Here is a 20,642-nt window from a genome sequence, read left to right as displayed (position 1 = left end):
TCACGCCGCCTGTTGTTGCGCCGGGATACTCGTCAGCGTTTCCTGCTCGACCACATCTATGGAGGGGCGGTCGTAGGAAGAGATCGTCTTGCGTCCATATTCCAGCGCGATCTGCGGCAGCGCGCCGTTCATATAGGCAAGCAGCGTCTGCTTGACGATGATGTAGAGCCGGTTCTTCTTCTCGCGGGTGGTCTTGATCTTGGTGGCGATAGGGCCGACGACGGCATAGGAAAAGAAGATGCCGGCGAAGGTTCCGACAAGGGCCGCACCGATGAGATGTCCGAGCACTTCCGGCGACTGGTCGAGCGCGCCCATGGCCTTGATGACACCCAGCACAGCGGCGACGATGCCCAGCGCCGGCAGGCCTTCCGAAACGGCGACCATGGCGTTGTAGGGCTTCAGCTTGTCACGCACGATGGTATGGATTTCCTCATCCATCAGCGCCTCGATCTCGTGCGAGCGGGCGTTGCCGATGATGATCAGACGGCAGTAGTCGCAGATGAAGTTGGTCAGGTCCTGGTTCTTCAAAACGCTGGGAAAGGCCTGGAAAATCGGCGATTCCTGCGGATTGTCGACATGGACTTCCACCTCATTGCGCGATTTTGCGCGCAATTCGCGCATCAGGCTGTAGAGGACGCCCAGGATGTCCAGATAGTCGCGCTGCTTCGGCACGGCATTGGTGAACGCCTCCATGCAGGCGCGGCCGGTATCCTTGACCGCCGAAAACGGATTGGCGACGAGGAATGTGCCGAGGGCCGCACCCAGGATGATGACGAATTCCCACGGCTGGATCAGCACGCTGACATGGCCGCCCATGGCGATGAAGCCGCCAAGCATGCAGCCAAGGGTGACGACGAGGCCGATGATAATGCCCAAAGCGCTCTTCTCCTGAAAATATATTCGAGACGAGCAATAGAGCGGGCGGCTTGCGCGAAGCTTGTCTTCCTCCATTCTCGGGCTTGTCAGCTTCGGGCAAGCTTCTGCGGCAATAAATGCCGTCAACATTGCTTTGGTAATCCGAGGGGGCAGCGGCATGGACACATTGACAAGCTATCGCATGGTCGCATCCAACATGACGCGGTCGCTCACGCGCGTGTCGAAGGAGCCGCTGGTCGAGCGGGAGACCGCTTATTACAAGGAAAATATCGGCAAGGTGAAATCGATCGACGATTTCATGGCTGATGACCGGCTCTATAAATACGCCATGAAGGCGCATGGGCTGGAGGACATGGCCTATGCCAAGGCCTTCGTTCGCAAGATCCTGACCGAGGGTGTGAAGGATAGCGAAAGCATGGCCAACACGCTGGTCGACAAGCGCTACAAGGAATTCGCCACCACATTCGATTTTGCCGGGCTCGGCGACAAGACCACGGCTTCCAAGGAAGCGCAGCAGGGTGTCGTGGACAAATATGTCCGCCAGACGCTGGAAGAAGAGGCGGGCGACCAGAACGAGGGCGTGCGGCTGGCGCTCTATTTCGCGCGCAAGGCGCCCAAGCTCACCAATGCCTATGAAATCCTCGGCGACAAGGCGCTTCTGACCGTGGCGCAGACGGCGCTCGGCATTCCCGCACTGGTTTCCAACGCCGATATTGACAAGCAGGCGGCGATGCTGGAGGAGCGCCTCGACATCAAGTCGCTTTCCGATCCCAAGGAGCTGGAAAAATTCCTGACCCGCTTCACGGCGATGTACGAGGTGAGCAATCCTTCGCAGGGCAGCACATCCTCCATCGCCTCGCTGCTTCTGGGCGGTACCTCCTCGGTCGGGATTTCCGCCAGCATTTTGACGACGCTGCAATCCTTCAAGCCGGGCGGGAGGTAATTCCATGCAAAACTCCATCTATGTCGGGCTTTCTGCGCAGATCACGCTGGAGCGGCGAATGGACGCCATCGCCAACAATATCGCCAACATGTCGACGCCGGGTTTTCGCGGCGAGGGGACGAAGTTCGATACGCTCGTCTCCATGAAGGCGAGCGACGATGTGCAGTTCGCTTCCGCTGGGAAAAGCTATATCCGGACGGAAGGCGGGCCGATCATCCAGACGGACAATCCGCTCGATGTTGCCGTCAAGGGCGATGCCTGGCTGTCGCTCGCCACGCCGCAGGGGCAGGTCTATACCCGCGACGGGCGGATGGCGATGACGCCGGAGGGTGAGTTGCGCTCGGTCACCGGGCACGCGATACTCGACGCGGGCGGCCAGCCCATCATCATCAACCCGCAGGGCGGCGCGCCGAAGATTTCCGCCGATGGCGCGATCTATCAGAATGGCGCGCAGGTGGGGGGCATCGGCCTTTTCTCGATTTCGCCGGACGCGCAGCTCACCCATGCGGGCAATTCAGCCGTGATCCCGGATATTCCGGCCCAGCCGGTCGTGGATAATGCCAGCGTCGGCGTGGTGCAGGGGGCGATCGAGGGCTCCAATGTCGATGGCGTCACCGAAATGACGCGGCTCATCAGCGTCAGCCGCGCCTTCGAGCAGGTGGACGCGCTGTTGCGAAAGCAGGAAAACACGCTAACCGAAGCCGTCAAGACGCTCGGCTCGAAAGCGTGATGACGCCGGGCGGTTCGTTGCCATTGCAGAAACTGGCGGCCTTTGTCCGCCGCGAGAGTGTTTCTCCTTCGCCGCTTGCCGGGATCGGCGGCACGGTCAGCGATGTCTCGCGCTCGGCGGTCGCGGTGCGCGGCTTGTCACGCACGGCGACGCTTGGCGATGGCGTCCTGATGCGTTGCGGGGCGGGGCTTTATCGCGGCGAGGTGATCCGGGTTGCGGAGAGCCATGTGCTCATCAAGCCGTTCGACGACCGGGTGGTGCCGTCGCTGGGCGCACCGGTGTTTCCGGATGGCGCATGGCGGATCGCCCCTTCACCGGAGTGGAAGGGCAGGGTGATCGATGCCTTGGGGGTGCCATTGGACGGTAGGGGGCCCCTCATGCCGGGGGGGGACCCTCTGCCCGCCGACCGGGCACCTCCCCCCGCAATGAACCGGGCGAGGGTGGACCGGGGCTTGCGCACGGGCGTCAATGTCATCGATATCTTCACGCCCATGTGCTTCGGCCAGCGCCTCGGCATCTTCGCCGGATCGGGCGTCGGCAAGTCGACGCTGCTCGCGATGATGACGAAGGCCGCCGATTTCGACACGGTGGTGCTGGCGCTGACGGGCGAGCGCGGGCGCGAAGTGCGCGACATGCTGGAAGACACCATGGCCGGCAAGCTGGAGCGGACGGTCACGGTGGTCGCCACCAGCGACGAGAGCCCGATGATGCGCCGGCTCGCGCCCAATACGGCGACGGCCATCGCCGAATATTTCCGCGACCGGGGCGAAAATGTCCTGCTGATCGTCGATTCGGTGACGCGCTTTGCCCATGCCGCGCGTGAAGTCGCCATCGCGGCGGAGGAGCCGCCGGTCTCGCGCGGCTATCCGCCAAGCGTCTTCAGCCAGCTTCCGCGCCTTCTGGAGCGGGCAGGGCCGGGGCTGGAAGGTGGCGGCACGATTACCGGCATCTATTCGGTGCTGGTCGATGGGGACGACCACAACGATCCGGTCTCGGACGCCATTCGCGGCACGCTCGACGGGCATATCGTGCTGGAGCGCGGGATCGCGGCGCAGGGGCGGTTTCCGGCGGTGGATATTCCGGGTTCGGTTTCGCGACTGGCGCAATATGGCTGGACGCCGGAACAGAAGAAGCTCGTCGTTCAATTGCGGGGCCTTATCGCCCGTTTCGAGGAAACGCGGGACCTGCGGGCCATCGGGGCCTATCAGGCCGGGAATGACGGTTTTCTCGACCAGGCGGTGGCGCTGGTCCCGAAGATCTACGAGGCGATGAAGCAGACGCCCGACATGCCCGTTTCGACCGATCCCTACAATGATCTTGCTGCCGCGCTGCGGGGTTAGGAGAACGCATGAGCCGCGAAGAACAGAACGCTCCAACTGAGGTTTCCGCGCCGGCAAAAAAGATCGACGGTTATCTGAAGGCTGCCGGCGTGGCGCTTGCCGCCGGATGCGCCATGCTGCCCTTCGTCGTCTATTGGGAGCGTGCGGAGCCGCCGCAGCAAAACGCCGCGTCAAAGACTATCCGTGATCCCCTGGACAGGTCGAAGCAGGAGGTCGCCCGCCGGATGAACCCGTTCGCGCCTTCAGAAACCGCCGCCGCAAACCCGGAACTCGATCCAAACCCGACCGGCGCCACCATGTCGAACGGCAAGGGACAGCCGCGCGCGGCGGGGTCGGACGAGACTTCGCCTGAACAGCAACCCTATCCCGAGAAGCCCGTGTTCCTGTTGCGCGAGGTGGTGGGCGGCATGGCGATGGTCGAGGACAGCGCGGGCTACTGGTTCGTGGAGAAGGGATCGCTTCTTCCCGATGGTAGCACGCTCACCGCGCTCAGCCGTAGCGAGGGGGCGGGAACGTGGCAGTTGAAGACATCCGAGGGGGATGTGATCGAACTGGCGGAGTAGACGTAGCCATATTCTTGACGAACCAAAGTGGTTCATGAATAATCATAGTGAACCAAGGAGTTTGAGCGATGACCGCGGCGTTTACCGTGCGAGTGCAAGATGACGTAGCCGAAAAGCTCGACAAAATTGCTGAGCTTTCAGATCGTTCCCGTGCCTATCTCGCCGCCCAGGCAATAGAAGAATATGTAGCGAGGGAAGAATGGCAACTGGCTGAAATCCAGGCGGGTCTTGATGCTGCGGATCGTGGAGAATTCGCCAGTGACGAAGAAGTTGCAGCCGTGATCGCAAAATATATCAAGCCCGCCGGCAAGCAATGAGCCGTCTAAAACTGCGCTGGTCATTACCGGCGCTTCGCCACCTCGACCAGATCGGCGCTTATATCGCACAAGATAATCCTGACGCGGCCGATCGCGTCGTGGCTCGCATAATAACGGCAGTAGACAACCTTAGAAGTCTTCCGGCCATGGGGCGAATTGGCCGGATCAAGGGCACACGCGAATATGTTTTCGCGGATATTCCCTACGTTGTCGCCTATCGAGTGAAGCCGGAAACCATTGAAATAGCTGCTATTTTCCATGCCGCCAAACGATGGCCACAGCAGCTGGATTGAGACAGGTTTTCACGCAAGCCTCACACAAGATTCGACGCCTAGGTTAACCGACAGTTAACGGGGCAAGCGGGAATCATGGGGCCGATCCATCTTTTCGATCTGGCGTCGCGGCAGGCGCAGTGGCTTTCCGTGAAGGAGGCGGCGATTGCGAGCAATGTCGCGAATGCCAATACGCCTGATTTCAAAGCGCGCGATGTCGACCCATTCAGCGATGTGCTGGAAAAGACGCAGCTCAGCATGGCGGCGACGGATCCGCGGCATCTGGAAGTCAATGCGAGCGGCATCAGTGCCGTGCAGATGCGGCAGGAAGACATCACCGAGACGACGCACTCCGGCAACACCGTCAGCCTTGAACAGGAGATGATCAAGGCTGGCGAGGTGAACCGCGATTTCTCGCTCAACACCAGCATCGTCAAGGCGTTTCACCGCATGATGCTGGCGGCGGTGAAGGGGTAGATCATGGCCGATCCGATCATCAGTGCATTGAAGGTGGCGGCGTCGGGGCTTGACGCGCAATCGACGCGGCTGCGCATCGTCGCGGAGAACATGGCCAATGCGCAATCGACCGGCAGGACGCCGGACGCCGATCCATACCAGCGTAAGACCGTCTCGTTTCGCACCGAGCTGGAGCACACCACGGGAACGCAGGAAGTGCGCGTCGCCGAGGTGGGGACAGACTCCGCGCCCTTCGTCGAGCAATTCGACCCGAGCCATCCGGCGGCGGATGCGCGCGGCTATGTCAAATATCCCAATGTCAACATGGTGGTCGAGATGGCCGACATGCGGGAAGCGAACCGCTCCTATGAAGCCAATCTCCAGGTGATCAAGCAGGCCCGCGAGATGATCGCCATGACCATCGACCTTTTGAGGAATTCGTGATGATCGATTCACTGATGAGCGTTTCCACCCGCAATGCGCTATCGAAGCTGTCCGAGACGGTGGGGTCCGGCGCCGCCATCGCTCCAGCCACTCCGGCAGCCGGCGAAGCCTCGTTCGGCGACGTGCTGTCGCAATTGACGGGGGCGGTGGGCGACAAGCTGAAAGCGGCAGAGGCAACGTCGCTTTCCAGCATGACGGGCGATGTGCCGACCCGCGAGGTGGTCAGTTCCGTGATGGAGGCCGAGCAGTCGCTGCAAACGGCCATCGCCATCCGCGACAAGATCGTCCAGGCCTATCTCGAAATTAGCCGGATGCAGATTTAGGAACTTGTTTGATGGAATGGTGCCAAGCGCCCTCGTGGTTCGAGGCTCCCCTCCGCAAGCTTCGGGTCGCACCTCACCATGAGGGCTACTGGAGCGCCAACGCCCCTTCACCCTCATCCTGAGGTGCGCAGTGGAGCGAAGCGGAACGAAGCCTCGAAGGGCGACGGTGAAGGGGATCGCCATAGCCGAGTTTCCATTTCAACGTGAAAAGCTCAAGGGCGGATAAGGACATAACATGAAAGCGCTCACCATCGCGGCCACGGGCATGAATGCCCAGCAGCTCAATCTGGAAGTCATCGCCAACAATATCGCCAATATCAACACGACCGGCTTCAAGCGGGCGCGGGCGGAGTTTTCCGATCTGATCTATCAGGCGGAGCGGACGGCGGGGGTGCCCAACCAGGCCAATCAGAACATCGTGCCGGAGGGCGCGCTGGTGGGCTTGGGGGTGCAGACGGCGGCGGTGCGCAATCTGCACATCCAGGGCAGCTTGAACCAGACCGGCAATCCGCTGGACGTGGCGCTGACCGGCAATGGCTGGTTTCAGATCCAGAGCCCGACGGGCGAGACGTTCTATACGCGGGCAGGCGCGTTCAACAAGAATGCGGACGGGCAGCTTGTCACCATCGACGGCAATCCGGTGGAGCCGGCGATCACCATTCCGGCCAATGCGGTGGAGGTGACGATCACCGAGACGGGACAGGTTTTCGCCAAACTGCAGGACCAGGTGCAGCAGGTCGATCTTGGGCAGCTGACGCTCGCCAATTTCACCAATGAGGCGGGGCTGGAGCCGCTCGGCGATAATCTCTACCGCCAGACGGAAGCCTCCGGCGCGCCGATCGTCGGCGTTCCCGGCGATCCGGGTTTTGCCACGCTGACGCAGAAATATCTCGAAGCTTCCAATGTCGATCCGGTCAAGGAGATCACCGAGCTGATCACGGCGCAGCGCGCTTATGAGATGAATTCCAAGGTGATCCAGGCGGCGGATGAAATGGCTGCGGTTGTTTCGAAGAATCTGCGGTAAATTGATGATGTTTGAGCGCTTCCGCGGCGATACCCCCCTCTGCCCTGCCGGGCATCTCCCCCTCAAGGGGGGAGATTACGCTGTCGTCAGCGAGGCTGCCAATCGCGAACGTCTGCAGAGTGGGGGTGAGGGCGATGCCAGCCAATCTCCCCCCTTGAGGGGGAGATGCCTGGCAAGGCAGAGGGGGGTGTTTCCAGGTATCGCCACGCTCGCCATCGCCACCATCACCCTGCTCAGCCTAATCCCCGCCGCCCATGCCGACCGTATCTCCTTCGTCGTCCCATCCGCCATCATCTATCCCGGCCAGACCGTTGGCGATACCGCGCTTCTGGAAAAGCCGTTCACCATCCGGGCGGAGGCCGCCGGGCAATATGCGCGGACGCCGGATCAGGTGGCGGGAAAGGTTGCGCGGCGCACGCTGTTGCCGGGGAAGCCGATTCTGATCAATGCGGTCACAGAACCATCGCTCGTCAAGCGCGGCGTGCCGGCGCCTCTGGTCTATGCCGCGGGCGGGCTCACCATCACCGCGATGGGGACGCCGCTGGAGCCGGGTTCGGCTGGGGATTTCATCAAGGCGCGCAATATCGATAGCGGCCTCGTCGTTTCCGGAACCGTGCTTTCCGACGGTAGCATACAGGTGGGGATGCAGTGAAGCGGACCGTTTCCGTCCTTGCCGCGCTGATGATGGGTGTGTCGCCTTCGATGGCGGACCAGTCCGCGCGCAACAACAAGGATTTCTCCTCCGCAGCCGAAGCCGATGCCGACTGGCTGGGCGCGGGCGGCAACCCGTCGAAGATGGCCTATTCCGATCTCGGCAAGGGCGGCGTCGTGGCACGGCTGAAAGACATCGCCACCATCCAGGGCGTGCGCGAGAACCAGCTTGTCGGTTACGGTCTCGTCATGGGGCTGAAGGGCACGGGCGACTCTTTGCGCAATTCGCCATTCACCGAGCAGTCGATGCGCGCCATGCTGGATAATCTCGGCATCAGCGCGCCCAGCGGCGCGACGCGCTCCAAGAACACGGCGGCTGTCATCGTGACGGCCAATCTGCCTGCCTTCGCTGGCGCTGGGTCGCGCATCGACGTGACGGTTTCCTCGCTTGGCGATGCCTCGTCGCTGCAGGGCGGGACGCTGGTGATGACGCCGCTCGCCGGCGCGGATGGCGAGATTTACGCGGTGGCGCAGGGCAACATGATCGTCTCCGGTTTTTCGGCGGAGGGCGAGGCGGAGACTTTGACGCAAGGCGTGCCGACCAGCGGACGCATTACGAATGGCGCGCTGGTGGAGCGCGAGGTGAAGGGCAATTTCGGCAAGGATGGCGAAATGGTGGTCGAGCTGCGCGATCCAGATTTCACCACGGCTATCCGGGTAACGGACACGATCAACATCTTCGCCAAGCGCCGCTATGGTCAGCCGGTGGCGAAGGAGCGCGATGCGAAGGCGATCCGCTTGCGCAAGCCGAAGAATGTGACGGCGGCGCGGTTTCTCGCAGAGATCGAAGGCCTGCCCGTGGCGACGGACGAGATCGCCCGCGTGGTGGTGGATGAGCGCACCGGCACCGTGGTCATCGGCGAGAAGGTGCGGATATCGAAGGTCGCCATCAGCCATGGCAGTCTCACCGTGCGCGTCACCGAGAGCCCGGTGGTCGTGCAGCCCGAGCCGTTTTCAGATGGCGTGACAGCGGCGGAGCCGACGACGAATATCGAGGCCAGCGAGCAGCAATCGAAGATCGGCGTGCTCTCCGGCACCAATCTGGAAAATCTGGTCAAGGGGTTGAACCAGATCGGCATGAAGCCGACGGGCATCATCGCGATCCTGCAGGCGATCAAGACTTCAGGCGCATTGCATGCGGAATTGGTGGTGCAGTGATGGGGTTGCTTAAACTCAGACGTTGGTGGGGCAGTACCCCCCTCTGTCCTGCCGGACATCTCCCCCTCAAGGGGGGAGATTACACTCTCATTTCCGCTTTCGCCAATCGCCAACGTTGCAGAAAAAGCGCCGTCTCCGATGCCAGCCAATCTCCCCCCTTGAGGGGGAGATGCCCGGCAGGGCAGAGGGGGGTGTCTGGCGATTTCGTCAAAACCGTACTCGCGGTTACGGCTTGCCTCATGCTCATCCCGGCGGCATCCCAAGCCCAGGAAACCGGCGGAATCCCGCAAATGCCTGCTGGCGAAATCCAGAAATATTGCAGCAATATCACGGACAACGCCGCGGATGCCCGCTATGCGATCCAGGCCAAGGAACTTGCCGATTTGCGCGCCGAGGTGGACGAGCGCGTCAAGGCGCTGGAGGAGAAGCGGAAAGAGTATGAGGTCTGGCTGCAACGGCGCAATGAGTTCATCGCCAAGGCGCAGGATTCGCTCGTCGAGATCATCTCCAAGATGAAGCCGGATGCCGCCGCCGCGCAATTGACGATGATCGGCGACGAGGCGGCTGCCGCTCTTCTCCTCAAGCTCAGCCCGCGCACATCGAGCGTCATCCTCAACGAAATGCCGGCGGAGAAATCCGCGCAACTGGCGCGCGTCATCGTGGGCGCGGCGGGCCAACGGAAAAGCAAGGCGAAGGCTGAAACGGCAGGCCAGGTTCAATGAAAAAAATAGCATTCTTCATGATGGCGGGGGCGGTTAGCCTTTCCGGTTGCGCCAATTCTCTTCAATACGTCAATCGCGCGCCTGATCTCACACCGGTGCGGACCGATATCGGTTCGTCTTATGGCATGGGCGGTGCGGCGGGCTATCCCTCGAAGCCGGCAAGCCAGCAATATTCGCTGTGGAACAAGCGCTCGACGAACTATTTCCGCGACCCGCGCGCGGCCAGTCCGGGCGATGTGCTGACGGTCAACATCTCGATCAACGACAAGGCCAATCTCGACAACAAGAGCAACCGGCAGCGCGTCTCGTCCTCGCTCTACGGGCTTGGCGCCGAGTTTGCGACGAGCGGCGGTTCGGCGGGCGATTTCGCAGGTTCGCTCAATACGAACTCCGACAGCCGCTCGGAGGGGAAGGGCGTGGTGGAGCGCAAGGAGGAAATCAAGCTCTCCATCGCGGCAATCGTCACCGAGATACTGCCCAACGGCAATCTCGTCATCAGCGGGTCGCAGGAAGTGCGTGTCAACAATGAGCTACGCGTCTTGAATGTCGCGGGCGTGGTGAGGCCGCGGGACATTTCCGGCTACAACACCATCTCCTACGACAAGATCGCCGAGGCGCGGATTTCCTATGGCGGGCGCGGGCGCATCAGCGAAGTGCAACAGCCGCCCTATGGTCAGCAGATCCTCGATCAGGTTTCACCATTTTGAGCGGACAGGCATGAGCGACGCTTCGAAATCATCCGAAACCAAAGGGGCTGGCGGGTCGCTGATAGGCACGATCGTGGCGGTGGCGATATTGACGCTCATCGCCGGCGGCGGCGGCTGGTTTCTGGGCGGCCAGATCGGCGGCATGGAACCGGTTGGCGCGAAGCCTGCCGCCGATAAGGCCACGCCCAAAACCCCGGAACTACAGCCGCTTGGCAATGTGGTGGCGCTGAAGCCGATCGTCACCAATCTCGCCATGCCCGCCAAGACATGGGTGCGTCTGGAATCGGCGCTCGTTGCCAAGACCGGCGAGGAAATCTCGCCCGATATGGCGATGAAAATTTCCGACGATTTCATGGCGTTCCTGCGTAGCGCCAGCTTGCTGCAAATGCAGGGCGCGACGGGGCTTGCCTATTTGCGGACGGACCTGGAAGAGCGGGCCAAAATGCGCTCCGATGGCAAGGTGGAGCGGGTGTTCATCACCTCGCTGGTGGTGGAGTGATGATGGAATGGGAACGCTGGTGGGGCGTCGTTACCCCCCTCTGCCCTCCTTTGTCGAAGGACGGGCATCTCCCCTGTACTCCGTCGTCATCCTCGGGCTTGACCCGAGGATCCACGGCAAAGGGGCAAAAGTGCTGCTATCAGCCGCCACGGGATTATCCGAACAGCAACCGAAATATCGCGAGGCGCCCCCTTGCTGAAACGCGACGGTGGAGCGGGAAGGGTAGTGCTCCCTTGCCGTGGATCCTCGGGTCAAGCCCGAGGATGACGACGGAGGAGGGGGAGATGTCCGGCAGGACAGAGGGGGGTGAGAAGACGCGCGGTTTCGCCAAAACGGGTGCCGCTCTTGGCCTCCTCGCCGGCTTCCTCTTAATGGGCGCTTTCGGTGCAGCCGCCCAAACCCAAGCCGCCCCCTCGCTGCAAAACCTGCTCCCCCCCGGCAGTGGCGCGGCGAGCGGGCAGATCGTGCAGATGCTGGGGTTGCTCACGGTGCTCTCCATCGCGCCGGGCCTGCTCATCATGGTGACGAGCTTCACGCGCTTCGCCATTGCGTTCTCCATGCTGCGCTCGGGGCTGGGACTGCAGACCGCGCCGGCCAATCTGGTGATGGTCAGCCTGGCGCTGTTCATGACGTTCTACGTCATGGCGCCCGCCTTCGACCGGGCGTGGCAGAACGGGGTGCAGCCCTTGATGCGCAACGAGATTGCGCAGGATGTGGCGCTGCGCGAAATAGCATCACCGTTCCGGGAGTTCATGCTGCGCCATGTGCGCGACAAGGATTTGCGGCTGTTCGAGGATCTGGCCGATTCTTCCTTCAAGACGGAAGAGAATGGGGTGGTGGATTTGCGCATCCTCATTCCGGCCTTCATGATTTCAGAACTCAGGCGCGGCTTCGAGATCGGCTTCCTGATCGTGCTGCCGTTCCTCGTCATCGATCTGGTCGTCGCCACGCTCACGATGTCGATGGGCATGATGATGCTGCCGCCGACGGTTCTGTCGTTGCCGTTCAAGATCCTGTTCTTCGTGCTGATCGACGGCTGGAATATTCTGGTGGGCAGCCTGGTTCGCTCTTTTTCATAATTGATCGAATATTCCATTTTGTTAATGCAATGGTAACGATTGCCGTGTAATGATCACGGCATGACGGATTTGCCATGATCGTTCGGCAAATAGGCATGATGCCGCCCCGCCATGCCGGTTTCAGTCCGGCCTGTCCCATAAAAATCATTTCATAGATGCATGATCTTGTCTGAAAAGCCTTAAAGCTTTTTTGGCGGCATGCCTTGAACAGGGGCAATACCCAATGAGTCTTCTGACGAACTCCGCGGCCATGACCGCATTGCAGACGCTTGCGTCCACCAACAAGTCGCTCGAATCCACCCAGAACCGCATCTCCACCGGCCTGCGTGTTAGCGACGCCTCGGACAACGCGGCTTACTGGTCCATCGCGACCACGATGAAGTCCGACAACAAGGCGCTTTCGGCTGTGCAGGATTCGCTCGGCCTTGGCGCCAACAAGGTTGATACGGCCTACACCGCGATGAACGCGGCCAAGGATACGGTCGACCAGATCAAGACAAAGATCATTACCGCCCGCGGCGTGAGCGCCGGTGACCGCGGCAAGATCCAGGATGAGATCAAGGCGCTCCAGAGCGATCTGGGGTCCAAGTCGCTCGCTTCCTTCAGCGGCGATAACTGGCTGAACATCGATACTACGGCGGCCTCGGGCGACGCGGCCAACGGCAAAAGTGTTTCCATCGTCTCCTCCTTCGACCGCAAGGCTGACGGTACGGTCTCGGTCGGCAAGATCGATGTCGAACTCTATAACTCCACGACCGGAGACACTATTGCCCTGTTCGATAAAAACGCAACCGCGGCGAACAAGAAAGGCATTCTTGACACGGAATTCGTGGTCCAGGCGGCTGTGGCCGGACCGCCCGCCGTCGCTGAGGTCAGGGCGTCTATCGCCACACTCGACGTTTCAGCGGCTGGCCTTACTGATGCGGGTTTCGACGCAATGCTCGCTGGTGTCGAAGCCGCCCTTGGGAAGATGACTAGTGCGGCAAGCGATCTTGGCGCTGCCAAGTCGCGCATCAATTTGCAGAAGGATTTCGTTTCCAAGCTTTCGGACTCGATCGACAAGGGCGTCGGCGCTCTCGTCGATGCCGACATGAACAAGGAATCGGCCCGTCTTTCGGCCCTGCAGGTCCAGCAGCAGCTGGGCGTTCAGGCGCTCTCGATCGCCAATTCCGGCAACCAGCAGCTCCTCTCGCTGTTCCGCGGCTAATTCTTTTAGCCGGGCGGATTCAAGAGTTAGGCTGGGGGGCCAAACTCTAAGGCGGGGGCGGGGGACCGTGCGGGGGGCACGGTCCCTTTCTGCGTTGGGAGGACCTCAGTTTTTCAGCCCCGTCGCGACCGCTCCGCTATGCTGGAAAGGTCGACCTTCTTTCCAGCAATCTCCGCCACGATTTTCAAAGTGCCGCCCAGCGATTCGACATAGTCACGGAGCGTCGAAAGCTTCATATCTGCGCGTTTCTCAAGCCTCGAAACGTTGGCTTGCTTGAAGCCGGTCCCGGCGGAAACATCTTCCTGTGTCCGGCCCGCGAGCGCACGCAGTTCGCGCAGATTATGCGCGGCGATAAGCTCCGCGGTGCGCTTGGCAATCGCCTCTTGTTCATGTTCGGGAAGCGACTGTATCAGTCTGTCGAGATCATCCATTTTTCTTCTCCAATCTGCTCAAATGCTCGTCGTATCGTTTGTCAGCCAGATCAATGAGCCGCTTGTAGAATAGTTTCTGGCTTATCCCGCTTTTCGCCCCGCCGCAGAGAATGATGGCTTTCCTTTCCGGATCGAAGGCGAAAGCGAAACGCCATTGCGCCTTCAATATTTTGATGCGCAACTCCTTCATGTTCGAATATCTGGAGCCTGTCAGCGTATCGACTTCCGGTCGCCCCAATTGAAAGCCTTGGGTGCGAAGCAACTCTAAATGTGCAACCAGTTCCACGCGCACGGTGCGTGGAAGATTGACAACTTCGTCCTTAAACCGTTCGTGAAGCTCAACCTTCCATTCAGTCATGCGCATATCCTGGATGATATAGATACTTTAGGATATATAATCTGTTTCTCCGCGCGATGCAATAACACTACCTCCCCGAAACTAACTTCGCGCAAGCTTCGCTCGCTATGGTCGCCTCGTAATGTGGCGGCAGGTGGTGATGCAGAAGAATTTCCGGCAGTTTCTCGACCAGCTTTCAGGCGCGCTGGCCAAGCTTGGGGCGAGGCGGCTGATCGCGCTTGGCCTCGTCGGCGCGGCGCTGTTCGGCGCCATCCTGTTTTCCAGCTTCTATTTCAGCAAACCTGCTTACGACACGCTCTATGTGGGCCTCAGCCGCGATGACGTGAACCGCATGGGCATGGCGCTTGGCGAGGCGGGCATTTCCTTCGACGTGAAGTCGGACGGCACCTCCATTCTCGTTCCCTTCGGCAAGGCGGAGCAGGCGCGGATGCATCTGGCGGAAAAGGGCCTGCCGACCAGCAACAATGCCGGCTATGAGCTTTTCGACAATATGGGCTCGCTGGGGCTCACCTCCTTCATGCAGGAGATCACCCGCGTACGTGCGCTCGAAGGCGAGATCGCCCGCACTATCCAGGCGATCAGGGGGATCAAGGCCGCCCGCGTCCATATCGTGTTGCCTGAGAAGGGCAGCTTCCGGCGCGGCGACCAGAAGCCTTCGGCCTCCGTGGTCATCCGCACCGAAGGCGGCTTCGCGGGAGAATCGGCGCAGTCCATCCGCCAGCTCGTATCCGCCGCCGTTCCCTCCCTTGATGCAGCTTCCGTGACTGTCATGGACACCAATGGGCGGCTTCTCGCTTCCAGCGAGGGGCAGGCCAACGGCGCGGCGGTGATGGCGGCGACGCTGGAATCTCAGGTGTCAGCCTCGATTGACGACAACATCCGCAAGGCGCTCGCGCCCTATCTGGGGATCGGCCATTTCCAGACGAGCGTGCAGGTGGCGCTCGATACCGACCGCAAACAGATCAACGAAACGGTGTTCGATCCCGAATCGCGGGTGGAGCGCTCGGTGCGCGTGGTGCGGGAAAACGGCGCTTCGCAGAACTCCAAAAGCGACAACGCCACGGGTGTGGAGCAGAACATCCCGCAGGAGGAAATCGCGAGCCAGAACGGTGAAAGCTCGACGCAGAAGAACGAGCGCCGCGAGGAACTGACCAATTACGAGATGAACAGCAAGACCGTCTCGACGGTAAGCGACGGCTATGCGGTCAAGCGGCTGTCGATCGCCGTGGTCATCGATCAGGCACGGTTGCTCGCCTCGGCGGGAACGACGCCACCGCCGGAAAATTTCGTCGAGAACCAGGTGGCGAAGATTCGCGATCTGGTTTCGACGGCGGCGGGCCTGAACGCGGAGCGCGGCGACGTGATCAACGTGACGGCCCTCAATTTCATGGATGCGGGCGGGGAAGCGTTGCAGCCCGCATCCAAGCCGGTGTCGGAAATGCTGCTGGCGCAGACGGGAAGCCTGATCAATGCCGCGGCGCTTATCGGTGCGGTGGTGCTGATCATCTGGTTCGGTGCACGGCCCTTGATGCGTGAGATGGCGGTGACCCGGGTGGCGGCGGAGGCCAAGCGCGAGGCGGGTGAAATCGCCATTCCGGATTTCACAGGGACGGGACAGTTGGCGAATACCGACCCAGGCGGCGAAGCGGCTCTTGCCGGTCCGGCTGACTATGGGCGCCAGGCGCAGGAAGGCCTGAGCGATTTGCGCCAGCGGATGCGCGCGCCGGCGCGTTACCGGCTGGAGCAGATGATCGAAATGGACGAGGAGCGCGTGGCGGCGGTGCTCAAGCAATGGGTGCATGAGGAAATGCATGTTCCGGCTGAACGCAAGGCAGCCTGACGATGAGCGCCCTTTCCATCGCCAGCTATCTTTCCGATTTTTCGCCGCGACGCATTCCCGATGAGCAGGTGATTATCCTGCCTGCCGCGCAGGGGCATGAGGAGGCGGACGAAGACCTCTCCCCAGAACAAGTTTTCGAGGAAGCCATCGATATCGAGTTGCAGCTGAAACAGGCTTTCGAGGCGGGGCGCGAAGCGGGAAGGGCGGAGGCGGATGCGCTCTACGAGGCGGAAAAGCAGCGCCTGCAACGCGCGCATGAGGAAGAGATGGCCGGGCTCAGGACTGCGACCTTAAGTGAGACGGCCGATCTTCTGATGGTCGGGTTGCTAGAAGGGCTTGGTGCGCTGGAAGCAACGTTCTCCGGCCAAATGGCGGAGTTGATCGCGCCGCTTATGGCGGAACATTTCGCGGACAAGGCGGTGAGCGATTTTGCCGGGCGGGCCGCCGCCTGCCTGCCTGCCGCGATGGGAATGGAAATAAGCGGGCCTCGCGATCTTCTCGACGCGCTCCAAAAGCGTGAAGGCTTTGTGCGCGAAAATTTCCTCTTCATCGAGGCGGAGCAGGTGGAACTGCAATTGAGGCTGGATGAGCGCGTGGTCGCAACGCGGCTTGGTCCCCTGCTTGACGAACTGAAAGCGCTGATCCGATGAACAGGGATCCTGAAAGCAACCGCGAAATCATCATCGTGCGCCGGGGCAATAACGGCGACCATGACGAGCATCATGGCGGCGTCTGGAAGATCGCCTATGCGGATTTCATGACCGCGATGATGGCGTTCTTCCTTGTCATGTGGCTCATCAACGCTGCCAATGAGGAAACCAAGGCGGCGGTGGCGAGCTATTTCAACCCGGTCAAGCTGATAGACAAGCACTCAAGCCGCAAGGGCGTGGAGGAAATCGACAGCAACGAGGGCAAGATCCGCTTCGAGAATGACAAGGCGACGGAACAGGGCACCAAGGTCATCAACGACAAGAAGACCGAGACGCCCACGGAGAACGAAGAGCGGCTGATGTTCAAGGAGCCTTATGCGGTCTTGGCGGAGATCGCCAATGAGAGCGGCGTCCTGCAGAATCAATCGAAGGCGGGCGAGGGCGGCGCGAGCATTGCGGGACCATTGACCGGCTCCGAGGGCGGCAAGGCCTATCGCGATCCGTTCAATCCTGATTACTGGTCGAACCGGACTGATGACGAGCTTTTCCCCGTGATCGCCGAACCGGCGCCGCCCGCCAAGACGCCGAAGGCGGAAGACGTGAAAGCGGAAAAGGAAGCGGCGCCTGAGGCAAAGCAAATCCAGCCCAAGGAGAGCAGGAATAGCGCGGCGAAGGACGCAGAGGTGGAAAAGCTCGCTCAGGAGATTGCTCAAGCTACGCCTGCGGCGAAAGAGCCAAACAGCCCTGATATCACCGTCGTGCCCGCCGAGGGCGGCGTGATGATCCAGCTTACCGACAAGATGGATTACGGCATGTTCGCTATTGGATCAGCCAAGCCGGACCGCCGGGTGGTGGAGGTGATGGAAAAGATCGCCAAGATCATTGCTGAGCGGAAGGGCGACGTCATCATCAGCGGCCATACGGATGCGCGGCCCTTCAAGAGCGCGGCTTACGACAATTGGCGGCTCTCAACGGCGCGCGCGCAGATGGCATATTACATGCTGGTGCGCGGCGGCCTGGACGAAAAGCGCGTGTTGCGCGTGGAGGGATACGCGGACCGGCAGCCGAAGAAGGCTGACGATGTCAATGCGGCTGAGAATCGGCGGATTGATATATTTTTGAAGACGGGGTTGTAGGGTGGTTGTGATGGAGACGTCGCTCACCCCCCTCTGCCCTGCCGGGCATCTCCCCCTCAAGGGGGGAGATTACACCGTCATATACGCCCGGCACCAATCGCCGGTGCTGCAGAATAAAGGCCGAGGGCAGTGTCAGCCAATCTCCCCCCTTGAGGGGGAGATGCCCGGCAGGGCAGAGGGGGGTGGCAACCTCTCATGAAGAAACTCCAACGCTCGCTGCATGCCGTCATCATCATCACTGCCGCCTTGTTCCTCTGCACAGGCGCACATGCAGCCTCTCCGCTACCCAGGCTCCAACCCTACCAGCTCGTGCGCTCGCTGCGTATGCTGCAGGATCAGGTGGTGGCGGGCAAGCCGGAAGCGCTGGCAATGCTGAACCGGGTGCTCGTACGCATTGCAGAGCAAATGAAAGCCAGCTCATCGGATGTCTGGTCCCAGCAGAATAACCTTTATGCAGCGGTCATTTATCTTCTGAACGGCGGCAATCCGGAAGTGGTGCGGAACATTCTCACCTCCGCCGCGCCGGATCTGATGCCGCCGCGTCTCGTCGCCGGGACGCTGGCCTATGCGGACGCCAATTCGGCGGAAGCGGTGAAGCAATTTGCCGAGCCGCTGCCGTCCGGCCTGCCGCCTGAGCTGGTCGCTTCGATCTATCTGGTGACATCGCCGATGCTTGCCGCCAACGATCCGGCGCTGGCGTTGATGCGGCTGGATCATATCCGGGTTTCCATGCCTGGGTCGCTGTTCGAGGAGGCGGCGATCCGGCGTTCCCTAAAAATCGCAGCGGGGCAGGGCGATGCGGCCAAGCTGCGGATGCTGGCGCGCAACTATCTAGAGCGTTTTCCCCGCTCGCCTTATCGCGAGGATTTCTTCTTGCAGCTTGTCGATGCGCTGCTACAATTGAAGGACAGGATCGCGAATGAGGAAATAGCGGAGCTGGCGCGGTTCGCCAGCCCGGCGGCGCAGCGGACATTCTACTTGCGCGTGGCGCGTGGCGCGCTTGTCGACGGGCAGTTGGAACGCGCCCGATTCACGTCGGCAAAAGCTGTGGAACTCGCGCGCGAACTCGATCTCGACGATACGCAGGCGCGGCTCTATTCGGCGGCAAGCAAGGCCGCCTCGACCGGCGCCGGGGATGCCATCCGCACATTGTCTGAAATTCCAAAGGACCGCCTCCATGAGCGCGACAGGCTTTTGTTGGAGGCGGCGGAAGCGATGGCGGGGCGAGTGGTGCGGGCGCCGGACAACCCGGCGGCGGATGGCGTTGCGCCATCGGTAAAAGCGGTTCCCATCTCTGCTGCCAAGGAGGTGGGGCCATCCTGGATAGAGCCGCGCGGCGAGACGGAAGCAGCTGTCGATACATCGGTGCAGGAGAGCATGGACGCGACCCGGAAGAAGCTGGCGGAAGTGGACAGGCTCTTGGGCCGGCGATTGGAAAAGGCGACGCCATGATGATCAAGGATATTCTGGCGCAGATGCAGCCACCGGCGCGTCCGGCTCGGACGGGCGGCAAAGCCGGGCTTCGTGAAGAGCGGGAGGTTAGCGCTGAACCCAAAGGGCCGGCGGATTTCGAAGCGCTGGTCCGGGAGATAAAAGACAAAGTGGAAAAGCGCGGGAGCCCGGTACCAGACGTGATGGACGCCTACGCCCGCGAGGAGACGAGCGAAAAAAATGTGGCCGATCCCGTGCCGGCAATCACGGTGCAGGCTGTGCTTGCGCTTGATCCGTTTTTTTCCAGACAAGCAGAAACGACAGGATCCAGACAAGCAGAAGCGATAGGATTGAGCGAAGACGCAGGTCCTTTCACGCCCGCGCCCGAGGGGAAAAGCGTTCGCGTCGATAGAAGTAAAGAAGTTCCGACGACCGCGCCTATCGATGGCGATGCGGTGGATACAAAAGCCGACCCGAAAAAAGCGGCGGAAAAGAATGCGCTTCCCACAGCCGCGCCTGCGTTTCCTGTTTCCGAGCCGGTGGCCAAACAGCGTGACAGTGCGCCGGCGGCCAAGCAGCGCGAAAGTGCGTCGGCGACATCGCCAGTTAAAGATGAGGGGTCCGTTCCTGCACCGAAAGCCGAGCCGGCTTTGCGGCAAGGCAGGAGGGACGACAAGCTGGAGCCGCCCACTCAGCCGGATATATCCGCTTCCCCGGCGCGGAGCGTTGACACTCCCGATGGCAAGCGGAGCGTTGACACCGGTAATGGCGAGCGGAGCGTTGATGCCGGCAATGGCGACCGGATGGTGCCGAATACGCCAAGCGTGAGCAGCGGTGTAAACGCGCCCGCCGCTCCCGCGCCGGCTGCTGCCGTGCCAGCCAGGCCGGCTGTTCATCTCGCGGGTGTGGAAATCATCTCGGAGCGCAGCAACGGCGTGGCGAAGACGCTCAGCATCCGGCTGCAGCCGGAGGAGCTTGGAACCGTCACCGCCAGACTGAGGCTCGTGCCGGAGGGGATGCAGGTAGAACTCATAGCCGATCGGCGCGAGACGGCGGAGCGGCTTGCCGCCGACCGCGAGATGCTTGGCAAGGCGCTGCAGTCGGCGGGATTAAGCGACAATGCCGTCGTCGCCGTCACGGTGACCGAGCGGGTAAGCTCATCCACGGCGAACCTTGCGGGCGGCCAGCCGGGACAGCAGGGTTTTACCCCGCAGGGGCAATCTGACGGAGGGGCTGGCGGGCGCAACGGGGCGCAAATGCATGGGCAGATGCAGGAAGAGAGCAATGGTGGCAATCGGGGTCGACGCGATGGGCGGATGGAGCCGGAGCAACAGGGTATTTCATCCGCGCCTGCCGAGATGCCTTCGAACCGCCGTCTGTCTCGCGGGCTTGTCGTCTAGTATCTTGGCGTTGCCCGCATGGGCG

25 protein-coding genes are annotated in these 20,642 nt (G+C 61.4%); 22 read left to right on the top strand and 3 right to left on the bottom strand.

Translation table 11 applies throughout. The features are described 5' to 3' along the window. The gene (gene motA / locus C7477_RS10680; RefSeq protein ID WP_110751904.1) at positions 1 to 876 is read right to left on the bottom strand and encodes a flagellar motor stator protein MotA; all 876 of its coding nucleotides are present in this window, start codon (positions 874 to 876) and stop codon (positions 1 to 3) included. A gap of 157 nt (positions 877 to 1,033) precedes the next feature. On the opposite strand from motA, the gene C7477_RS10675 reads away from it, so the two are divergent. The 17 genes from C7477_RS10675 to C7477_RS10590 all read left to right on the top strand — a co-directional run bounded on the left by C7477_RS10675 (position 1,034) and on the right by C7477_RS10590 (position 13,371). Continuing rightward, positions 1,034 to 1,819, top strand: a complete 786-nt coding sequence (locus C7477_RS10675) for a DUF1217 domain-containing protein (RefSeq protein WP_110751902.1) — start codon at positions 1,034 to 1,036, stop codon at positions 1,817 to 1,819. A gap of 4 nt (positions 1,820 to 1,823) precedes the next feature. Further along, on the top strand, positions 1,824 to 2,549 hold the full coding sequence (flgF, locus tag C7477_RS10670; protein ID WP_110751900.1) for a flagellar basal-body rod protein FlgF: 726 nt from the start codon (positions 1,824 to 1,826) through the stop codon (positions 2,547 to 2,549). After that, positions 2,549 to 3,889 (top strand): flagellar protein export ATPase FliI, encoded by a 1,341-nt coding sequence (fliI, locus tag C7477_RS10665; RefSeq protein WP_110751898.1) that lies wholly within the window; start codon positions 2,549 to 2,551, stop codon positions 3,887 to 3,889. The genes flgF and fliI overlap by 1 nt, the downstream gene beginning before the upstream one ends. A gap of 8 nt (positions 3,890 to 3,897) precedes the next feature. Further along, positions 3,898 to 4,452 (top strand): hypothetical protein, encoded by a 555-nt coding sequence (locus tag C7477_RS10660; protein ID WP_110751896.1) that lies wholly within the window; start codon positions 3,898 to 3,900, stop codon positions 4,450 to 4,452. A 68-nt stretch (positions 4,453 to 4,520) separates the two neighbouring features. Further along, positions 4,521 to 4,769, top strand: coding sequence for a CopG family ribbon-helix-helix protein (locus tag C7477_RS10655; protein ID WP_110751894.1), 249 nt, complete (start codon positions 4,521 to 4,523; stop codon positions 4,767 to 4,769). Continuing rightward, entirely contained in the window at positions 4,766 to 5,062 is a 297-nt protein-coding gene (locus C7477_RS10650) for a type II toxin-antitoxin system RelE/ParE family toxin (protein WP_110751892.1), read from the top strand. Before C7477_RS10655 ends, C7477_RS10650 begins: the two co-directional genes overlap by 4 nt. Positions 5,063 to 5,137: 75 nt before the next feature. Further along, on the top strand, positions 5,138 to 5,518 hold the full coding sequence (gene flgB, locus C7477_RS10645) for a flagellar basal body rod protein FlgB (protein ID WP_110751890.1): 381 nt from the start codon (positions 5,138 to 5,140) through the stop codon (positions 5,516 to 5,518). Between the two features lie 3 nt (positions 5,519 to 5,521). Further along, positions 5,522 to 5,941, top strand: coding sequence for a flagellar basal body rod protein FlgC (gene flgC / locus C7477_RS10640; RefSeq protein WP_425373554.1), 420 nt, complete (start codon positions 5,522 to 5,524; stop codon positions 5,939 to 5,941). Beyond that, positions 5,941 to 6,264: a flagellar hook-basal body complex protein FliE gene (gene fliE, locus C7477_RS10635; RefSeq protein WP_110751886.1), complete on the top strand. Its 324-nt coding sequence runs from the start codon at positions 5,941 to 5,943 to the stop codon at positions 6,262 to 6,264. The genes flgC and fliE overlap by 1 nt, the downstream gene beginning before the upstream one ends. Positions 6,265 to 6,499: 235 nt before the next feature. Then, entirely contained in the window at positions 6,500 to 7,288 is a 789-nt protein-coding gene (gene flgG / locus C7477_RS10630) for a flagellar basal-body rod protein FlgG (protein WP_110751884.1), read from the top strand. Positions 7,289 to 7,475: 187 nt separating this feature from the next. Next, the gene (flgA, locus tag C7477_RS10625) at positions 7,476 to 7,940 is read left to right on the top strand and encodes a flagellar basal body P-ring formation chaperone FlgA (RefSeq protein ID WP_425373553.1); all 465 of its coding nucleotides are present in this window, start codon (positions 7,476 to 7,478) and stop codon (positions 7,938 to 7,940) included. Between the two features lie 29 nt (positions 7,941 to 7,969). Then, complete coding sequence (locus C7477_RS10620) at positions 7,970 to 9,157, top strand: flagellar basal body P-ring protein FlgI (protein ID WP_110752023.1); 1,188 nt, start codon at positions 7,970 to 7,972, stop codon at positions 9,155 to 9,157. 191 nt (positions 9,158 to 9,348) lie between these two features. Continuing rightward, positions 9,349 to 9,879 (top strand): MotE family protein, encoded by a 531-nt coding sequence (locus C7477_RS10610; RefSeq protein WP_342633273.1) that lies wholly within the window; start codon positions 9,349 to 9,351, stop codon positions 9,877 to 9,879. Beyond that, positions 9,876 to 10,586: a flagellar basal body L-ring protein FlgH gene (gene flgH, locus C7477_RS10605; protein ID WP_110751882.1), complete on the top strand. Its 711-nt coding sequence runs from the start codon at positions 9,876 to 9,878 to the stop codon at positions 10,584 to 10,586. Before C7477_RS10610 ends, flgH begins: the two co-directional genes overlap by 4 nt. Positions 10,587 to 10,596: 10 nt before the next feature. Further along, the gene (locus C7477_RS10600; protein ID WP_110751880.1) at positions 10,597 to 11,085 is read left to right on the top strand and encodes a flagellar basal body-associated FliL family protein; all 489 of its coding nucleotides are present in this window, start codon (positions 10,597 to 10,599) and stop codon (positions 11,083 to 11,085) included. A gap of 371 nt (positions 11,086 to 11,456) precedes the next feature. Next, entirely contained in the window at positions 11,457 to 12,164 is a 708-nt protein-coding gene (gene fliP / locus C7477_RS10595) for a flagellar type III secretion system pore protein FliP (RefSeq protein WP_110752021.1), read from the top strand. Between the two features lie 223 nt (positions 12,165 to 12,387). Continuing rightward, a complete protein-coding gene (locus tag C7477_RS10590; protein ID WP_110751878.1) occupies positions 12,388 to 13,371 on the top strand; it encodes a flagellin N-terminal helical domain-containing protein in 984 nt (327 codons plus the stop codon). Between the two features lie 113 nt (positions 13,372 to 13,484). Here C7477_RS10590 and C7477_RS10585 read toward each other — a convergent pair whose 3' ends face one another. Together C7477_RS10585 and C7477_RS10580 are read right to left on the bottom strand one after the other, a co-directional pair. Continuing rightward, positions 13,485 to 13,802 carry a helix-turn-helix domain-containing protein gene (locus C7477_RS10585; RefSeq protein WP_110751876.1) on the bottom strand — a complete coding sequence of 106 codons (318 nt, stop codon included), beginning with the start codon at positions 13,800 to 13,802 and terminating at the stop codon, positions 13,485 to 13,487. Further along, the gene (locus C7477_RS10580) at positions 13,795 to 14,160 is read right to left on the bottom strand and encodes a type II toxin-antitoxin system RelE/ParE family toxin (RefSeq protein WP_110751874.1); all 366 of its coding nucleotides are present in this window, start codon (positions 14,158 to 14,160) and stop codon (positions 13,795 to 13,797) included. Before C7477_RS10580 ends, C7477_RS10585 begins: the two co-directional genes overlap by 8 nt. A 139-nt stretch (positions 14,161 to 14,299) precedes the next feature. Between C7477_RS10580 and fliF the strand changes: the two genes are divergently transcribed. From fliF to fliK, 5 genes are all read left to right on the top strand, one after another. Further along, the gene (gene fliF, locus C7477_RS10575) at positions 14,300 to 16,000 is read left to right on the top strand and encodes a flagellar basal-body MS-ring/collar protein FliF (protein WP_110752019.1); all 1,701 of its coding nucleotides are present in this window, start codon (positions 14,300 to 14,302) and stop codon (positions 15,998 to 16,000) included. Positions 16,001 to 16,002: 2 nt separating this feature from the next. After that, complete coding sequence (locus C7477_RS10570; protein ID WP_110751872.1) at positions 16,003 to 16,650, top strand: hypothetical protein; 648 nt, start codon at positions 16,003 to 16,005, stop codon at positions 16,648 to 16,650. After that, positions 16,647 to 17,786, top strand: a complete 1,140-nt coding sequence (locus C7477_RS10565) for a flagellar motor protein MotB (protein ID WP_110751870.1) — start codon at positions 16,647 to 16,649, stop codon at positions 17,784 to 17,786. The genes C7477_RS10570 and C7477_RS10565 overlap by 4 nt, the downstream gene beginning before the upstream one ends. A gap of 195 nt (positions 17,787 to 17,981) precedes the next feature. Then, a complete protein-coding gene (locus C7477_RS10555; protein WP_110751868.1) occupies positions 17,982 to 19,238 on the top strand; it encodes a chemotaxis protein MotC in 1,257 nt (418 codons plus the stop codon). Next, positions 19,235 to 20,617, top strand: coding sequence for a flagellar hook-length control protein FliK (gene fliK / locus C7477_RS10550; protein WP_110751866.1), 1,383 nt, complete (start codon positions 19,235 to 19,237; stop codon positions 20,615 to 20,617). The genes C7477_RS10555 and fliK overlap by 4 nt, the downstream gene beginning before the upstream one ends. Positions 20,618 to 20,642 lie beyond the last annotated feature (25 nt).

This window comes from Paramesorhizobium leguminum (genome assembly GCF_003217235.1).
GTDB lineage: Bacteria > Pseudomonadota > Alphaproteobacteria > Rhizobiales > Rhizobiaceae > Paramesorhizobium > Paramesorhizobium leguminum.
This window is presented reverse-complemented; position numbering and strand designations above follow the sequence as displayed.

Bases quoted from the DNA above. Each gene is read 5' to 3' on its own strand.
- C7477_RS10675 (WP_110751902.1), top strand. From the start codon at position 1,034: ATGGACACATTGACAAGCTATCGCATGGTCGCATCCAACATGACGCGG.
- flgF (WP_110751900.1), top strand. From the start codon at position 1,824: ATGCAAAACTCCATCTATGTCGGGCTTTCTGCGCAGATCACGCTGGAG.
- fliI (WP_110751898.1), top strand. From the start codon at position 2,549: ATGACGCCGGGCGGTTCGTTGCCATTGCAGAAACTGGCGGCCTTTGTC.
- C7477_RS10660 (WP_110751896.1), top strand. From the start codon at position 3,898: ATGAGCCGCGAAGAACAGAACGCTCCAACTGAGGTTTCCGCGCCGGCA.
- C7477_RS10655 (WP_110751894.1), top strand. From the start codon at position 4,521: ATGACCGCGGCGTTTACCGTGCGAGTGCAAGATGACGTAGCCGAAAAG.
- C7477_RS10650 (WP_110751892.1), top strand. From the start codon at position 4,766: ATGAGCCGTCTAAAACTGCGCTGGTCATTACCGGCGCTTCGCCACCTC.
- flgB (WP_110751890.1), top strand. From the start codon at position 5,138: ATGGGGCCGATCCATCTTTTCGATCTGGCGTCGCGGCAGGCGCAGTGG.
- flgC (WP_425373554.1), top strand. From the start codon at position 5,522: ATGGCCGATCCGATCATCAGTGCATTGAAGGTGGCGGCGTCGGGGCTT.
- fliE (WP_110751886.1), top strand. From the start codon at position 5,941: ATGATCGATTCACTGATGAGCGTTTCCACCCGCAATGCGCTATCGAAG.
- flgG (WP_110751884.1), top strand. From the start codon at position 6,500: ATGAAAGCGCTCACCATCGCGGCCACGGGCATGAATGCCCAGCAGCTC.
- C7477_RS10620 (WP_110752023.1), top strand. From the start codon at position 7,970: ATGATGGGTGTGTCGCCTTCGATGGCGGACCAGTCCGCGCGCAACAAC.
- flgH (WP_110751882.1), top strand. From the start codon at position 9,876: ATGAAAAAAATAGCATTCTTCATGATGGCGGGGGCGGTTAGCCTTTCC.
- C7477_RS10600 (WP_110751880.1), top strand. From the start codon at position 10,597: ATGAGCGACGCTTCGAAATCATCCGAAACCAAAGGGGCTGGCGGGTCG.
- fliP (WP_110752021.1), top strand. From the start codon at position 11,457: ATGGGCGCTTTCGGTGCAGCCGCCCAAACCCAAGCCGCCCCCTCGCTG.
- C7477_RS10590 (WP_110751878.1), top strand. From the start codon at position 12,388: ATGAGTCTTCTGACGAACTCCGCGGCCATGACCGCATTGCAGACGCTT.
- C7477_RS10585 (WP_110751876.1), bottom strand. From the start codon at position 13,802: ATGGATGATCTCGACAGACTGATACAGTCGCTTCCCGAACATGAACAA.
- C7477_RS10580 (WP_110751874.1), bottom strand. From the start codon at position 14,160: ATGACTGAATGGAAGGTTGAGCTTCACGAACGGTTTAAGGACGAAGTT.
- fliF (WP_110752019.1), top strand. From the start codon at position 14,300: ATGCAGAAGAATTTCCGGCAGTTTCTCGACCAGCTTTCAGGCGCGCTG.
- C7477_RS10570 (WP_110751872.1), top strand. From the start codon at position 16,003: ATGAGCGCCCTTTCCATCGCCAGCTATCTTTCCGATTTTTCGCCGCGA.
- C7477_RS10565 (WP_110751870.1), top strand. From the start codon at position 16,647: ATGAACAGGGATCCTGAAAGCAACCGCGAAATCATCATCGTGCGCCGG.
- C7477_RS10555 (WP_110751868.1), top strand. From the start codon at position 17,982: ATGAAGAAACTCCAACGCTCGCTGCATGCCGTCATCATCATCACTGCC.
- fliK (WP_110751866.1), top strand. From the start codon at position 19,235: ATGATGATCAAGGATATTCTGGCGCAGATGCAGCCACCGGCGCGTCCG.